This is a genomic window from Planococcus soli (assembly GCF_016881065.1).
Lineage (GTDB): Bacteria > Bacillota > Bacilli > Bacillales_A > Planococcaceae > Planococcus > Planococcus soli.
This window is the reverse complement of sequence record NZ_WXYN01000016.1, coordinates 348,121-363,241: the sequence shown is the minus strand read 5'-3', so window position 1 is coordinate 363,241 and position 15,121 is coordinate 348,121. Positions and strand designations below refer to the sequence as shown.

Here is a 15,121-nt window from a genome sequence, read left to right as displayed (position 1 = left end):
AAAGGCGGATGGCAATGAGTACATTACAATTTTTAATGGATGGATTCAGCATCGCATTCCAGTGGCAAAACATTCTCTTTGCCTTTGTAGGGGTTCTCATTGGAACAGCAGTCGGCGTATTGCCGGGTATTGGACCGATGAGCGGCGTAGCTCTTCTTATTCCAGTGACTGCAACAATCACGTCCGGCATGCCGACAGAAGCGGCAGCGGCAAGTTCCATCATCCTTTTGGCTGGAGTCTATTATGGAGCCATGTATGGCGGCTCAACTACATCTATTCTTCTGAATACGCCGGGAGAATCTTCCTCCGTTGTCACAACGCTTGACGGATACCAGATGGCGCGTCAAGGCCGCGCAGGAGCCGCTTTATCGATTGCGGCAATCGGTTCATTTGCAGCGGGTATTGTATCTTTGATTGGCCTTGTACTATTGGCAGAACCTCTATCCAATATAGCCCTCCAGTTCGGTCCTGCTGAATATTTCTCGCTCATGTTGCTCGGGCTCGCTGCAGTAAGCGGATTGGCCGGAAAATCCATGACCAAGGCATTGATGATGACCGTGTTCGGATTGATGCTTGGAACAATCGGCATCGATGCTGTTTCAGGTATTGCACGATTCACTTACGATTTGCCGATCCTATATTCCGGCCTAGAGTTTCTGACAATCGCAGTCGGATTGTTTGCACTGGGCGAGGTATTTAAGACCATTCTAGAACGTGAACACGAAGATGGTACGATCGCTAAAATCGGCAGGATCCTTCCTACTAAACAAGATCTGAAAGACAGCGCAAAACCGATCATGCGGGGATCTCTTTTAGGGTTCTTTATCGGCGTGCTGCCAGGTGCAGGAGCAACTCTTGCCTCTTTCTTCTCCTACATTGCCGAGAAAAAATTCAGCAAAACTCCTGAGAAATTCGGCACAGGTGCAATTGCAGGTGTCGCAGGTCCTGAATCAGCCAATAATGCTGCATCAGGCGGCGCTATGATTCCACTCTTAACATTAGGCATTCCTGGATCTGGAACTACCGCTATCTTAATGGGAGCACTCATCATGTACAATATCCAGCCTGGCCCATTATTATTTGATGATCATCCTGAAGTGGCATGGGGACTCATCGCCAGCATGTTTGTCGGCAACTTGATGCTATTGATTTTGAATATGCCACTGGTTAAAGTATTCGCCAAAATCATCGAAACGCCAAAAAAATATTTATTGCCAATCATTATCGCAATTTCTTTCTTTGGGGTATATGCAGTCCAGTACACAACATTTGACCTTTTCCTGTTACTTGCTTGCGGAATTCTAGGTTATTTATTGGTTAAAAACGACTTTCCTGTTGCACCACTCGTTTTGGCTCTAGTGTTAGGGCCAATGATTGAAAACAACCTGCGCAGAGCTTTAACTATTTCAAATGGCGATTTCATGATTTTTTTCACTAAACCATTGTCTTTGATCCTGCTTATCGCTGCTGCCGCTTGGTTGCTGATTCCTTTGCTTCTAAAATTTAAAGGCCGCACTATTGTTTTGAACGAAGAAGATTGAGGGACTATATCTTATGCAATACAAAAACGCCTCCAAATATATGGAGGCGTTTTTGTATTAGATTGTTGTCGTTTCTTTCAACGCATCCAAACGTTCCTGCACTTGTTCCCCAGTCAAGCCATGCTCAAAAGCATAGCGGTTGCGCGGGTGCTCGCGGCACTCGTCTGAACATGAACGCATGTATTTGTGCTCGTTTTCTTCAGAAGCCAAAATTTTCGCGTTGCAATCCGGATTTGCGCAGTTTACGTAGCGTTCGCAAGGCTCGCCTGTAAAGTGGTCTTTGCCGACAATTGTGTGTTCCAGCTGGTTTACCGGCACAGCGATGCGCTCATCAAAGACGTACAATTGTCCGTCCCATAGGTCGCCTTTCACTTCAGGATCTTTGCCGTAAGTGACAATGCCGCCGTGTAATTGAGCAACGTCCTCGAAGCCTTCTTTTTTCAGCCAGCCCGAGAATTTTTCACAGCGGATGCCGCCTGTGCAATACGTCAAAATTTTCTTGCCTTCAAATTGTTCTTTATTGTCACGGATCCATTCCGGCAAGTCGCGGAAATTTTCGATATCTGGACGGACCGAGTTGCGGAAATGGCCAAGATCGTATTCGTAATCATTTCTTGCATCCAAGACAATAGTATCCTGTTCCTGCATTTGTTTGTAAAATTCTACCGGCTCTAAATAAGTGCCTGTCAGTTCGTTCGGGTTGATGTCTTCTTCCAGCCCAAGGTGAACGATTTCTTTTTTCGCACGGACGTGCATTTTTTTGAATGCATGGCTTTCAGCGGCATCGATTTTGAAAACGATGTCCGAGAAGCGCGGGTCGTTTTTCAACAGTTCCATATAAGCTTCTGTCTGTTCGATGGTTCCAGAACACGTTCCATTGATCCCTTCTTCGGAAACAAGGATCCGGCCTTTAAGTTCAAGCTCTTTGCATGCAGCCAAATGTTCAGCCGCAAAAACCTCTGGATCTTCAATCGGTGTATATAGGTAGTAAAGCAATACGTTGTGTGTATGATTTTGCATGAATCATACCTCCTATTTCTCAATTTGCTTCTGCACCAGAAAAGGCAGCAAAAACCTCAATCATTTTACAATAAATAACGCTAAACTACAACTCCAGCCAAAAAGGAAAGCTGCAGGATTACTGATAAACCTATTTTCTAGATTATTCACTGGCTTTTGCCATATACCAAAAAGGCAGCTGCACCCGCAGCCGCCTTTTCTCCGCTCTCCGCCATTCAGCAGACTCTGTTTTTTACCGATCGGTTCTCCAGACAAGCTTGGATCGCTTCGGCATTCAGTGCCATCATTTCCAAGCGTGTTTGGATCGTTGCACTGCCAATATGCGGCAATACCGTAACATTCGGCAGCGTCAGCAACGGATGGTCAAGCGGAACCGGTTCCTGTTCAAAAACATCCAAGCCGGCTCCCCAGATTTTTTTGTCTTTCAAAGCTTCGTACAATGCGATTTCGTCAACGATGCCGCCTCTGGCGACGTTGATCAGACAGGCGGTGTCTTTCATCAACGCCAATTCGTCCGCGCCGATCATTCCTTTGGTTTCGGGTGTCAACGGCGTCAAGATCACCACATAATCCGAAATCTTCAATAATTCTTCGAATCCGGCATAGCGCACGTCTTCCAGGCTTCTTCGGGTGCGGTTGTGGTAAAGCACGTTCATCCCAAAACCTTGGGCGCGGCGAGCCACCGCTTCACCGATTCGGCCCATGCCAATGATGCCGAGTGTAGCGCCTCCTACATTTTGGCCGGCCATGCCCATTGGCGTCCAGGATTTCCATTCTCCTGAGCGGACGGTTTTTTCCGCTTCAATGATTCGGCGGGCAGTTGCCAACAATAAAGCAAAGGTCAGATCCGCCGTGGATTCAGTCAACACATCGGGCGTATTGGTAACAGTCACGCCGTGTTTGCGGGCTGCCTCCAAATCGATATTGTTATGTCCCACCGCAAGATTCGTGACAATCTTCAAGTTGGGTGCAGCGTCAAACACTTCGCTGTCTATCTGATCGGATAACATGGTCCAAAGCGCATGCGCTTCTTTTGCTTCCTCGAGCAATCTTTCACGCGGTGCGGGAGTATCTTCTTCCGGCCACATCCGGACATCATAATGTTCTTGCAGTCCAGCTACTGCCTGATCCGGCAGCTTTTGTGTGATAAATACAATCGGCTTCATAAAAATCCTCCATCCTTTATTATTCCATAATTATAACAACTTAAAAAACTGCCGGCAATTGCCAGCAGTTTCCTGTTAGTTCCGCACTCTTATTTTTTTGACATAATACCAGACAGCAGCTATCGCCAATAAAACAATCAAGGCATAGACCACGTTGGAATAAAGCTCCAATTGATGCATGATCTGCCCTCTGTTCTCGCCCACCGCTTCCCCGACAAACACCAATATGGTATTCCACAACAGTGTGCCGAGCGTGGTAAAGCTGATGAACAACCAGAACTTCATGTTCGACATCCCAGCAGGAATGGAAATCAGGCTGCGCACCAAAGGGATCAAGCGGCCAAAAAATACTGTCCAAACGCCAAAGCGATCAAACCAGGCATCCGCTTTATGTATATCCGCCTTTTTGACACGCAGCCAGCGCCCGTACTTGTCGATGATTTTCTCCAATCGCTCGACATCCAGCAGCAAGCCGACGCCGTACAATATGACCGCCCCAAAAACTGATCCGGCCGTTGATGCCAATATTACTCCCGGTATGGTCATAGTCGTAGTCGTTGTCATAAAGCCGCCAACCGTCAAAATGACTTCTGATGGAATCGGCGGAAATACATTCTCGAGCATAATAAGCAGGAATATGCCGAAATAGCCATACTCCGACATCACTGAAACAATCCAATCTTCCATGTAAACTCTCCTTTTAAGAAGTCGGCCGGAATTTCATTGTTACCGACCACAATTCAGAACGGCTGCCGATACGCAGCGGCGGTCCCCAAAAGCCAAATCCTGAAGAAACGATGAAATGGGTTTTCTTGATCAATCGATAGCCATAGTCCAATTCAAAAATCCTTCTGGTCAACAAATGGTTGGGCCACATCTGTCCTTTGTGGGTGTGGCCAGACATGTGAAAATCCGCACCCAGTTCGACCGGCATTTTCAAATCAGATGGCGTATGATCCATCACAATCCAGGGCAATTTGCCTTTTTCCGGCTTTAACTTAAGAAGCGAATGCCGCTTGCCGTTGGTACGGTCTTCACGCCCTGTCAAATAGAAACGATTTGCCACTAGAATAGTTTCATCTCTCAGGATATTTACACCCGATTTTTCCATTAATCGAACCAATAAAGGAATTTTCTTCCCATAATATTCGTGATTTCCTAAAACACCGTAAACACCAAGACGAGGCTTCAGCTGTTCCATGACTTCTCCCATACCGTAGCGTGCATACCAAATGGGATCATCGTCCACTAAATCCCCCGCTAAAAAAATAACATCCGGCTGCAGTGCATTGGCCTTTTCCACGAAACGCTTCAAATGTTTTTTTCCCGATAAAACACCTAGGTGAAAATCAGAGCCAATGACCATATGCAATGATTCTGCCTCTTCCCCATCGACAGTAATTTCCAAATTACGGACAACGGGGCTGTAGGCCAAATAAGTGCCAATTAGGAACAACAACAGTAAAATCGCTGCTGTCGCACAACCGATCAGGAATAGATCATCTTGAAAATCCACCAGCAGCACAACGATATTCGCCACAGGAATCAGCAAAATCGCATACTGCAAAAATGCAAACCAGTACGAACCAAGAATCGTAAAGCCCAGCCATTTATGGCCGATTCGTCCAATGATGTAACTATAGGCGATGATTAGCCAAAAAGCCGTAAACAGCCATGGATTGATACCGTCTGCAAAACTATTCAGCCAGGAATATACCGTCCAGCCAAGATACGCAATAAGTACTGTATAAATCAGTAAGGCACCACCGATGCCTGCAAATAATTTCATAGAAAAACGCCTCTTTCTTCTTTTAAGATGGACCATATATGAAGGGATCATTGTTTTCAATGTGGTAAAAAATATTATAGCATTCTACTTGTGAAACCTGCGCAAGAGAACGCTTGAAAACTCTTAGTTCCCAATTGGACGACTGTAGATGGTTCTACGCCTCAGGTCCTAGTAAAAGATGCAGTCAGAGACCGTATTGAAAAATGCGTACGCTTAGTATGATTAGGTTAGAAATTGAGAGGAGGAAAACAACATGAACAAGTTTTGGTTAATCACCCTCGGCATCATTGCCGGAATCGTCGCACTTTCCAATCTGGGACCCATCATTGGATTGGCGGTATCCCTGCTAGTCGTCTACGCAGGGGTGCATTACTACTTAAGAAGCGTCTCGACATTGGCAAAATTTTGGTGGGCTTTTGTCGGAGTCCTTGGTGGACTTGCAGCCATCTCCAATGTGCCGGCTTTGATTGGCGTCGCTGCCCTTGCCGCTTTGTGGATGATCTATCGCCAATGGAATGGCCAAAGCGTTTCGGTCACAGACGTAAAAGAAAGCGATCCATTTACGAATTTTGAACAGCAATGGAACAAACTAAACAAATAAGGAGGAAACAACAATGACAACTTTATGGGACCGTTTCAAATTTGCCGTCGCAACCGACTTGGATGCTGTCGTCGCAAAAAAAGAGGAAAAAAATCCACTTGCCCTTTTGAACCGCTACATTTCAGAAGCAGAAAATCAGACCACCGCTACCGGAAAATGGGTGGAGCGCCAATCCCAGCTGAATGGTAAGCTGGAGAAAGAACTGGCTGAAGCTTCCGCTATGCTCGATAAGCGCCAAAATCAGTTGGACCTGGCACAGTCGTCAGGCGAAGCCGACCTTGCTGATTTTGCCGCGATGGAAGTCGATGCTTATGCTGCTCGTGTTGCGGTGCTGCAGAACAACTTGGATGAAAACATTGCCGAACTGACCGGCCTGGAACACCGCTACGAGGAAATGAAGCATAAAGTGAAGGACATGAAAGTGAAGCAGCTTCAACTGATGGGCAAGGAAAATGCAACGCGCGCGCATCATCAGATGGATAAAGTATTGAGCCCGGAACTTGTTGCCGAACGCATCGGCTCGTTTGACGACATGGCGTCCTACATTACGACACTTGGCGCTAAAGTTGAAGAACGGCACGAACGTTCAGCAATGGAACGGCGTCTGGAATCTTTAGAAAAAAACAGCGCAAACCAAAAGGAAATTGTTTAAACTGGAGTGAGAAGAAGTTTTCTTCTTCTCATTTTTTCTGATACAAAGAAGGAGGCAAAAGCCATGCAGCACTTTACAACAAACAGACAGGCGTTTTTCCTGCTGAGCGCTTTATTACTGATATTCGTCGAAGCTGCCTTTTTCGGAAACGGCAGCGTGTTTTTGATCCTTCTTGGTATCGGAACAATTTACTATGCTCTGAGAAATAACGTCAAATACCGCCGTTCTTATTTTTGGACGGGTGCCTTTCTCATCGGCGTTTCCATTTTGTCAATGTGGAGTTTGAGACTGATGGTTTTTGGGCTGGCCATCTACCTTCTGCTCCGCCTATGGAAAGGTGAAGAGTGGCTGCAGACAGCGCCTTTGTACGGTTCCCCCGATAAAGGTTTGATACAGAACAAAGTGATGGCTGCCCAAAGTACGCCAATCGAATCTTATGAGTGGAGAGACATTCATGTGCAAGGGTTTATCGGCGATATTCTGGTGGATACTACTCACACCGTGCTGCCTAAAAAGACTTCGCTCATTTCCATCCGGCAGGGTTTTGGAAAGGTACAAATCGTAGTGCCGTACGAAGTTCCTGTACGCGTCTATTATTCGACATTGCTGGGAGAAGCCCGTTTTTTCAACGGAGAAAGCCAGCGCATTCTTAATGGCACCATCCATGTCGAAGATGGCTATCCGACAGATGAAGGCAGCAGAGTCGAATTGGTCGTTTCCATAACCACTTGGATGGGGGATGTCGAGGTGATTCGCAGATGAGGCAAATCCTCCCGCGCAGCCTGTTTTTCATATCCCTTTTTGCATTGATCGTCTTCAGCATTCTTTTTGCACTGCTTGGTTTGCCGGCAGTCAACAGCTGGTCTGTTCTATGGGAAGATTTTATTGCCGGATTGCCTTTGGGCATTTGGCTGCTTGTTTTGATGCTTGCGCTGTCCGTCGGCATCTCCTGGTGGACCGAATCCCTGTCGCGCTCTAAAGTGCAGGAAATCGAAAAAATCTTTCAGGCCCTTCTGCGCAACGAAGACAAGACGGTTGTCCAAGCTGCCCAAATGAAAACCTTGCCGCACAATTTGTCCAATTCCATTCTAAAACTTCAAAAACTGTTGGAATCGCAGCGCAAAAGTTTGACTCGCATTGCCAATGAACGGGCTGAAACGCAGGATCAAATCATTCAGGAACGGCTGATCATGGAACGGCAGCGGCTTGCCAGAGAACTTCACGATTCTGTCTCCCAGCAGCTTTTTGCCGCTTCGATGCTGCTGTCCTCGATGACCGAAAATGAGGACGTCCAGCCGGGATTGTTGCAGACTGAGAAGATGGTCCAGCAGGCACAGCTGGAAATGCGGGCATTGCTGCTGCATTTGCGCCCAGCTGCTTTGCATGATAAGAGCCTGCGTCAAGGACTGTTTGAGCTGGTCAGTGAACTGAAGGAAAAAGTCTATTTTACGATCGAGCATAAATTGGAGGAAGTCCCTTTGCAAAAAGGCGCTGAAGATCATCTGTTCCGCATCGCACAGGAAACTTTATCCAATACGCTGCGGCATTCCAAGGCGACTGAAGTCCATATTTTGTTTGTCGAACGAGATAATTTTGCAATTTTGCGCATCCAGGACAACGGTGTCGGATTTGAAAGCGAACAGTCCAAATCGACTTCCTACGGCCTGAAGCATATTGAAGAGCGTGCCATCGAAATTGGCGCGACCAGCAAAATTGTATCGGTCCCTTCTGAAGGAACGATTGTGGAAGTAAAAGTCCCGATTGAAAGGAAGAAAACCCATGATTCGAATCTTATTAGTGGATGACCATGAAATGGTACGTATTGGCGTTTCCGCCTATCTCCAGTCCCAAAAGGACATGGAAGTTGCCGGTGAAGCAGCAAATGGCCAGGAAGCCGTTGAAATGGCGTTAGAGCTGCGGCCTGATTTGATTTTAATGGATATGGTGATGCCGGTCATGAATGGAGCGGAAGCGACAAAAGCCATTATCGACCAATGGCCGCAAGCGAAAATCATGATTGTCACCAGCTTCCTGGATGATGACAAAGTCTACCCGGCTCTTCAAGCGGGAGCCGTCAGTTACATATTGAAAACGTCAAAAGCTTCACGGATTGCCGACTCTATTCGCCAAACCATTGATGGTACGCCTGTTCTTGAGCCCGAAGTGATGACTAAGATGATGAAGCAGATGCGCCATGAACGCATCCTGCACGATGAATTGACCGACCGGGAGATGGAAATCCTTTTGCTACTGGCTGCCGGATTGACCAACCAGGAAATCGCCGATCAATTATTCATCGCCTTAAAAACAGTCAAGACGCATGTCAGCAACATCCTGGCAAAACTGGAGGTCCATGACCGGACACAGGCAGTCATTTATGCTTTTCAGCATCGACTCATCTCGCCACCTAAATAGAGCCACAAAAATGCCGGACAGCTTATATGCTGTCCGGCATTTTTTACTTAGACATTCAGTTTTCGCAGTTCAACCCGCCGAATTTTTCCTGACGCAGTTTTCGGCAGTTCATCCAAAAATTCGATGACACGCGGATACTTATAAGGTGCGGTAATTTCCTTTACGTGATCCTGCAGCTGTTTTACTAATGCTTCTTTGTCTGGGAAATCGTCTGGATTACGGAGTACAACATACGCTTTGACAATATTGCCGCGAATCTCATCCGGAGCTGCCACAACTGCACATTCCTGAATGGCCGCATGTTTCATGAGCGCATCCTCGACTTCAAAAGGCCCGATTGTGTACCCTGAGCTGATGATGATGTCATCACTTCGCCCTTCAAACCAGAAATAGCCGTCTTCATCACGCGTGGCCTGGTCCCCGGTTAAATACCAATCTCCCCGGAACGCCGCTTTGGTCCGTTCAGAATCACGGTAATATTCCCGGAACAGGGCTGGACAATCACGATGAACGGCGATATCCCCAACTTCTCCGACAGCAGTCGGTTTTCCTTCATCATTGATGATATCCACCGGATTGCCCGGCGTTGGTTTGCCCATTGATCCTGCCTTCACTTCCATATCCTGGAGCGTTCCGACAAGCAAAGTGTTTTCCGTCTGGCCATAGCCGTCACGGACGTTGATGCCGAATGCCTGCTGGAATGCCTCGATAACTTGCCGGTTCAGGGGTTCCCCTGCAGATACCGCAGATCTCAATGCCGGCAGTTTGTGTGAACTCAGGTTCTCCACTTTCGCCATGATGCGATATTCTGTCGGTGTACAGCAAAGGACATTAATATCTTCTTTCTTCAATAAATCCAAGTATTTTAAGGCATCAAAAGGCCCGTTATAAACAAAAGCCGTTGCTCCAAGTGTAATCGTCGACAGGAATGGACTCCAGATCCATTTTTGCCAACCAGGAGCGGCAGTGGCCCATACCATGTCGCCGCTTTGGACGCCCAGCCATTTTGTTGCAGCAGTCCGCACATGCGCATAGCCCCAGCCATGGACGTGCACCACGCCTTTCGGATTGCCGGTAGTGCCGGATGTATAAGACAAGAATGCGGTATCTTCACGATGCGTCGGCACGGCGTCGAAATCCAGCGATTCTTTTTCTGTCAGCTCTTCGAAAGATTGCCAGCCTTGTTCTGTTTCGCCAACGATCAATTTATTGTTCAGCGCATCCAGCTGTTCATCGATCGAGTTGGTTTCTGCGGTGGTTTTGTAATGTGCCACCACCCCTTTTGCGCCTGAATGATGCATACGATAAATCAAATCTTTTTTCCGAAGCATCTCTGAACAGGGAATCGCGACAATTCCAGCACGCAGGCAAGCTAAATACGTGATATAGGCCTCTGGAATCCGTGGAAGAATAATCAGCATCCGGTCGCCTTTTTCAATGCCCAGCTTCAGCAAAGCCTGTGCGTATTGATTCATTTTACCAACCAGCTCTTTATACGAAAGATCTTCCCTATTGCCTTCACCGTCCAACCAACGAATCGCCAATCGGTCACTTTCTTCTTTGTATTTCTCCAACTCCGAAGTGATATTATACTGCTCCGGGGCAATTAAATCCTTGAATTCCATATGATAGCCTCCAATCTATTTTCTTCACGCTGGCGGGATGATTAAGTAGTAGACGCTCGCCAGAAAAACGAATGCTGCCAATGCCGCCAGATAAGCTTTAGCAGCAGAAAAGTTTTGGGTGGTTTTGATAATTTTGGCACAGACCAGATACATCCAGATAAGACCGACTGCCAGCAATGCGTAAACCAGCGGATGCCCGTTTCCAGCATTCGCTAAGTATGGTGCGCCCAACAAGCCTGGCAGCAGTGCAACCGGAACCGCCCGATTGATGTCACGCAGCCTCCCTTTTCCGCCGAGTCCTTTTGAACCTGCCCAAAGCAGCAGTGCCAAACCAATTTTTGTAATAAAAGCCATCAACAGCCCGAAAATGATGAAAATTCCAGGAACAATGAAGTTTTGCAGCAATGATGAATCGAAACTAGCTATGTATGAGGCATTTGACGCGATCGAAATCGCGCCATAGCCCAAGCCAACGATGAACAACAGCAGGTTGCTCATCCATTGGGTTTTCGGCAATTCTAAAAATGACCGAAAAGATGAATCATTCAAAGCAACCATTTTCCCGACCATTTTACTCACCCTTTCTTTCATTCTTTACATCCCCCAAGGCATCAAAGCCCATATCGCGACTGCAGCCGAAACCACTACCGTCACTCCAGCGCCGATCGTGCTGTTATAGCGATATGATTTGATATCTTTCCAACCGTGGATGCGTTCAATCAATTCAATATCCGATTGCTTGGTCAGTTTGTTTTGAAGGCCAGGCATACGATTGGTGATGTAGGAAACGACAATCAGCAGGATAAAGCTGACCGGCACGGCGAGCATGGCACCTGACAAGCCCATTCCGTCCGTTACCCCGTGCCCCGTCAAGACGATACTCGGGAAAACGAATGGCGATACGATGATGTAGATGGCACCGCCGACTACAGAAGCAGCAATGGCTCCGAATTTATTGGCTTCTTTCCACCATACTCCTACTATGATAAGCGGTGCGTTCGTGACCCCCGCTAATCCGAATGCCCAGAGGATGCTGACAACCAGGAAGGCAGGCGGTTCAATCGCCAATAGGATACTGACCAATCCGCCTGCAAAAATGGCGACAAAGCCAATCCGTAAACTTAGGCGCTGAGGAATATTCGGCTTCAAGGTAGCGATGATATCCTGTGAAATCAAGGCACCAATCGCCAGTAAATTACCGCTTAGTGTTGAAAGTCCAGCAGAAATTGCACCGGCTATAACAAGTGCTGTCACCCATTCCGGGTTATAGACCAGATTCAGGATGATGGTCAGTTTATCTGCATCCCCATCTGAAATGACCAATCCTTGAGTAGCAGTCGCATAAACACCAACAAAGCCCATTGCATAGGTCGCTGAGAACACCAATCCTAGAATGAACGCGAACCAGACCATTGCTGAACGTGCACTTTTCAGATTGGATGCGGTGTAGACGCGCATCGCTAAATGCGGAAGCCCCAAAGCTCCGATTGTCAAAGCCGGTATAATGGAGAAATACCATTTTGGTGAGAACTGGTAGTCAAAGAATGTCGGCAAAGACTCCAGCATGGCCGGAACCATATCTGAATAGAATAATGGCGGGAAATACCAGCCAGTTGCTCCGACCGCTTTCATGATAGCCCCAAGCGGCAGTATGAACATCAAAGCGATGATGACCATTTGAATCGCTGCGTTGTTTGTCGCTCCAGCCATGCCCCCGATTGTGATATATCCGACAATAATAATTCCGAAAACAAAAAGTCCGGTTAAATATGGAATGCCCAATAAAGTTTCGAATGTAATGGCAATTCCGATCATCTGGCCCAAGGCATACATGATGGATACGAGAATCATGAAAAGAGCAGCTATAATTGAAGCTGTCACACCGTATCGGTCACGAATGAAATGGGTAGGAGAAAAAGCTCCCATCCGGCGCAGGCTTGTGCCGTAAATGATGGTAATCAGCGGGATCGCCAGAATCAACTGGATCCACAGCATAATGAATGGCACTTGCAGCTGAAGAATCAGCGCCGTAATACCCAGGAATGTCGCCAGACTCATATAAGTCGCAGCCATCGCAAGCCCATTGGTAAATGCACCAACATTTCCGCCGCCTATGTATAAGTCTTTAGCTGAGGCGCTTTTTCGGTTGGACAGAAATCCAACAATGTAAAACAGAACAAAAGTCGCTCCCACGACCGCTAAACCAAGAATCGGATTGGATAATTGCCAGTTTTGTGCTTCCATTACCTACACATCCTTTGCTTCGTCGGAAACTCCGAGCGCATCGTTTTCACTATCAATTTCATCATCAATCCGATTGCCGATTTTCCCAGCTACAATGGTCAAGAAGAAGACCCCAAACCAGCCCATCAGGATTGGCACAATATACATGACCGGGAAACCAAACAACATTCCATCCACCGGAAAGATGGAGAAAATCAGTCCTACATTTCCCACCAGGATAAAGGCTGCCGTCATCCAAATTGTAAACTGCACTTCTTTTTTGTACGCTTTCATCGAATCCCCCGTTTCAACTAGATTCCTATTGCTATCCCCCTCCAACTGAGCGTTCGCTCAGTTTCCGCCAAAATTCCTCCCTTTTTTTATTATGTATTTGATAACTGTCTTGATTGTAACCGCTTGCATAAAAACAAGTCAACCGAATTTTTTAATTATTTAAAATATTACATTCTTCTTATTTTACCCATATTTTCTTATCATCTTTATAAATAAATAGAATAAACCTGCATAAAAAATGTATTTTTTGAAAATGGGTTGAGAGGTTTTTATATTTTGCTATATCTTTTTTCATTTAAATTAATTGAAAGAAATTCCCACTTTTTTCACGGTATCAGATGATTGTACGCTCTTATTTTAAACACAAAACACCCCTTAGACAGCCATCTGCCTAAGGGGTGTTCAGAGGATAAACTTATAGATTCGGCTTATCGTTTTCCTGTTCCATTTTCTTTTCCAGCTTTTCAAGCTGGCGCTTCGCAAATTCGCGGCCGCCCATACCAAAAGAAATGGCGAACGCCACTGCCAGTCCGGCGATGATGAAAAGGAATGCCAGATTGACAATGTTTGTTGCAAAGTTCAGCTGGTCCAAGGTCATGAATACGGCAATAATAATGATGGCGTATTTCACGATGGATCCAAGGAAACGATTGCCGGAAGACTGCTTGATGTAATTTCCAAGCAAACTGCCTCCGATGAGTCCAAGGCCCAGAATGATCAGTGAACTGATAAGAAGCGGCAAATAACCAATGATGGCAGTACCAATGCCATTTAATACATCAAGCTGCAGAACGTTCATCGCTTCTACTGTAAAGAAGATAATGATGATTGTTTGAACTACCTTGCCGATGATGCTTGCAATATCAAAGCTTGGTGTTTTGGATTTGTCCGGATTCAGATATGTCGAGAATCGGTTGATGCCAGTGCCGTTCAACAGGCTAATCAATAGATCTCCGACAAATTTAGCGATGAGTACACCTACCAGTATCAAAATGATCGCTACAAAAATGTTCGGGATCATGTTCAGAACTTGGTTGAGCATATTGACAATCGGTTCAGAAATCGATTGAATGTTTAAGGTCTCCAACGCAATGGTCAATATCGGAATCAATACGATGACGAAGACCACGTTAGCCAGAACATTCGCAAGCGTTGACTTGTCGCTGGCATCCATTCTTGCAGTACCAGTTGATGTACCGCCAGTTTTGCTGGTAATTTTGTTGAACCACTTATCGATATTTATGGCTGCCAAAAGGCTGAACACAAGATTTTTTACGAACTTCGCTACAAAGTAGCCAATCACGATAATAATGATGGCCATGAAAAGATTTGGCAGGAATGCCAATAACTTGTCCATCATATTTGAAATCGGCTGTGCCACGTTATTCATATTCAGCGTCTGCAAAACACTTGGAATAAACAAAATGAAGATCAGGTAATAAAGAATTTTCCCTATAGAATCCAGTTTGCTGTCTGCATCTTCTTTTGTTTTTGCCATATGGCCTCTGACCATCGCTTTATCCACGCCTGCTTTTTTTAATCCTTTCGTGAAAATCGCCCGTACAATCGTCGCTACAACCCACGCAATAAGCAATAACAACAGTGCTCCTAAAACGTTTGGAATGTAATCGATAATCGTATTGCCGGCTCCTCTGAAAGAATTTCCAACATCGTTCATATACTCAACCCCTTTTATAATTTTTAGATCTTATCTACTATCCCCATACTCTACTGAAAATAAACTTCCGGACAATAAAAACCGCTCAACCAGTGAGCGGTTCTGTGAAAAAAATCT

At 46.1% G+C, this 15,121-nt stretch carries 15 protein-coding genes; 6 read left to right on the top strand and 9 right to left on the bottom strand.

Features of this window, described 5'->3' with window-relative positions; genetic code table 11:
• Nucleotides 1-14: 14 nt before the first annotated feature.
• Nucleotides 15-1,541: a tripartite tricarboxylate transporter permease gene (locus GJB59_RS09525; protein WP_142827029.1), complete on the top strand. Its 1,527-nt coding sequence runs from the start codon at nucleotides 15-17 to the stop codon at nucleotides 1,539-1,541.
• 57 nt (nucleotides 1,542-1,598) lie between these two features.
• Here the strand turns inward: GJB59_RS09525 and trhO are convergent, their stop codons facing one another.
• The 4 genes from trhO to GJB59_RS09505 all read right to left on the bottom strand — a co-directional run bounded on the left by trhO (nucleotide 1,599) and on the right by GJB59_RS09505 (nucleotide 5,516).
• Nucleotides 1,599-2,561 carry an oxygen-dependent tRNA uridine(34) hydroxylase TrhO gene (gene trhO / locus GJB59_RS09520; protein WP_142827028.1) on the bottom strand — a complete coding sequence of 321 codons (963 nt, stop codon included), beginning with the start codon at nucleotides 2,559-2,561 and terminating at the stop codon, nucleotides 1,599-1,601.
• A 215-nt stretch (nucleotides 2,562-2,776) separates the two neighbouring features.
• Nucleotides 2,777-3,727 (bottom strand): 2-hydroxyacid dehydrogenase, encoded by a 951-nt coding sequence (locus GJB59_RS09515; protein ID WP_142827027.1) that lies wholly within the window; start codon nucleotides 3,725-3,727, stop codon nucleotides 2,777-2,779.
• A gap of 75 nt (nucleotides 3,728-3,802) precedes the next feature.
• Entirely contained in the window at nucleotides 3,803-4,414 is a 612-nt protein-coding gene (locus GJB59_RS09510; protein ID WP_142827026.1) for a DedA family protein, read from the bottom strand.
• A gap of 13 nt (nucleotides 4,415-4,427) precedes the next feature.
• Nucleotides 4,428-5,516 carry a metallophosphoesterase gene (locus GJB59_RS09505; protein WP_142827025.1) on the bottom strand — a complete coding sequence of 363 codons (1,089 nt, stop codon included), beginning with the start codon at nucleotides 5,514-5,516 and terminating at the stop codon, nucleotides 4,428-4,430.
• A 253-nt stretch (nucleotides 5,517-5,769) separates the two neighbouring features.
• Here GJB59_RS09505 and GJB59_RS09500 point away from each other — a divergent pair, with 253 nt between their 5' ends.
• From GJB59_RS09500 to GJB59_RS09480, 5 genes are all read left to right on the top strand, one after another.
• A complete protein-coding gene (locus tag GJB59_RS09500; protein WP_142827024.1) occupies nucleotides 5,770-6,117 on the top strand; it encodes a lmo0954 family membrane protein in 348 nt (115 codons plus the stop codon).
• A gap of 13 nt (nucleotides 6,118-6,130) precedes the next feature.
• Nucleotides 6,131-6,769: a PspA/IM30 family protein gene (locus tag GJB59_RS09495; protein ID WP_142827023.1), complete on the top strand. Its 639-nt coding sequence runs from the start codon at nucleotides 6,131-6,133 to the stop codon at nucleotides 6,767-6,769.
• A gap of 63 nt (nucleotides 6,770-6,832) precedes the next feature.
• Nucleotides 6,833-7,531: a cell wall-active antibiotics response protein LiaF gene (gene liaF, locus GJB59_RS09490; RefSeq protein ID WP_142827022.1), complete on the top strand. Its 699-nt coding sequence runs from the start codon at nucleotides 6,833-6,835 to the stop codon at nucleotides 7,529-7,531.
• Nucleotides 7,528-8,574 (top strand): sensor histidine kinase, encoded by a 1,047-nt coding sequence (locus GJB59_RS09485; RefSeq protein WP_142827021.1) that lies wholly within the window; start codon nucleotides 7,528-7,530, stop codon nucleotides 8,572-8,574. Before liaF ends, GJB59_RS09485 begins: the two co-directional genes overlap by 4 nt.
• Nucleotides 8,549-9,184, top strand: a complete 636-nt coding sequence (locus GJB59_RS09480; protein WP_142827020.1) for a response regulator transcription factor — start codon at nucleotides 8,549-8,551, stop codon at nucleotides 9,182-9,184. The genes GJB59_RS09485 and GJB59_RS09480 overlap by 26 nt, the downstream gene beginning before the upstream one ends.
• 47 nt (nucleotides 9,185-9,231) lie before the next feature.
• Here the strand turns inward: GJB59_RS09480 and mbcS are convergent, their stop codons facing one another.
• From mbcS to GJB59_RS09455, 5 genes are all read right to left on the bottom strand, one after another.
• A complete protein-coding gene (gene mbcS, locus GJB59_RS09475) occupies nucleotides 9,232-10,809 on the bottom strand; it encodes an acyl-CoA synthetase MbcS (protein WP_142827019.1) in 1,578 nt (525 codons plus the stop codon).
• A 24-nt stretch (nucleotides 10,810-10,833) separates the two neighbouring features.
• Nucleotides 10,834-11,400, bottom strand: a complete 567-nt coding sequence (locus GJB59_RS09470; RefSeq protein WP_142827018.1) for a YIP1 family protein — start codon at nucleotides 11,398-11,400, stop codon at nucleotides 10,834-10,836.
• Nucleotides 11,401-11,403: 3 nt separating this feature from the next.
• Nucleotides 11,404-13,053 carry a solute symporter family protein gene (locus tag GJB59_RS09465; protein WP_142827017.1) on the bottom strand — a complete coding sequence of 550 codons (1,650 nt, stop codon included), beginning with the start codon at nucleotides 13,051-13,053 and terminating at the stop codon, nucleotides 11,404-11,406.
• A 3-nt stretch (nucleotides 13,054-13,056) separates the two neighbouring features.
• Nucleotides 13,057-13,326, bottom strand: coding sequence for a hypothetical protein (locus tag GJB59_RS09460; protein WP_142827016.1), 270 nt, complete (start codon nucleotides 13,324-13,326; stop codon nucleotides 13,057-13,059).
• Between the two features lie 415 nt (nucleotides 13,327-13,741).
• A complete protein-coding gene (locus GJB59_RS09455) occupies nucleotides 13,742-15,004 on the bottom strand; it encodes a mechanosensitive ion channel (protein ID WP_142827015.1) in 1,263 nt (420 codons plus the stop codon).
• Nucleotides 15,005-15,121 lie beyond the last annotated feature (117 nt).

Bases quoted from the DNA above. Each gene is read 5' to 3' on its own strand.
- GJB59_RS09525 (WP_142827029.1), top strand. From the start codon at position 15: ATGAGTACATTACAATTTTTAATGGATGGATTCAGCATCGCATTCCAG.
- trhO (WP_142827028.1), bottom strand. From the start codon at position 2,561: ATGCAAAATCATACACACAACGTATTGCTTTACTACCTATATACACCG.
- GJB59_RS09515 (WP_142827027.1), bottom strand. From the start codon at position 3,727: ATGAAGCCGATTGTATTTATCACACAAAAGCTGCCGGATCAGGCAGTA.
- GJB59_RS09510 (WP_142827026.1), bottom strand. From the start codon at position 4,414: ATGGAAGATTGGATTGTTTCAGTGATGTCGGAGTATGGCTATTTCGGC.
- GJB59_RS09505 (WP_142827025.1), bottom strand. From the start codon at position 5,516: ATGAAATTATTTGCAGGCATCGGTGGTGCCTTACTGATTTATACAGTA.
- GJB59_RS09500 (WP_142827024.1), top strand. From the start codon at position 5,770: ATGAACAAGTTTTGGTTAATCACCCTCGGCATCATTGCCGGAATCGTC.
- GJB59_RS09495 (WP_142827023.1), top strand. From the start codon at position 6,131: ATGACAACTTTATGGGACCGTTTCAAATTTGCCGTCGCAACCGACTTG.
- liaF (WP_142827022.1), top strand. From the start codon at position 6,833: ATGCAGCACTTTACAACAAACAGACAGGCGTTTTTCCTGCTGAGCGCT.
- GJB59_RS09485 (WP_142827021.1), top strand. From the start codon at position 7,528: ATGAGGCAAATCCTCCCGCGCAGCCTGTTTTTCATATCCCTTTTTGCA.
- GJB59_RS09480 (WP_142827020.1), top strand. From the start codon at position 8,549: ATGATTCGAATCTTATTAGTGGATGACCATGAAATGGTACGTATTGGC.
- mbcS (WP_142827019.1), bottom strand. From the start codon at position 10,809: ATGGAATTCAAGGATTTAATTGCCCCGGAGCAGTATAATATCACTTCG.
- GJB59_RS09470 (WP_142827018.1), bottom strand. From the start codon at position 11,400: ATGAAAGAAAGGGTGAGTAAAATGGTCGGGAAAATGGTTGCTTTGAAT.
- GJB59_RS09465 (WP_142827017.1), bottom strand. From the start codon at position 13,053: ATGGAAGCACAAAACTGGCAATTATCCAATCCGATTCTTGGTTTAGCG.
- GJB59_RS09460 (WP_142827016.1), bottom strand. From the start codon at position 13,326: ATGAAAGCGTACAAAAAAGAAGTGCAGTTTACAATTTGGATGACGGCA.
- GJB59_RS09455 (WP_142827015.1), bottom strand. From the start codon at position 15,004: ATGAACGATGTTGGAAATTCTTTCAGAGGAGCCGGCAATACGATTATC.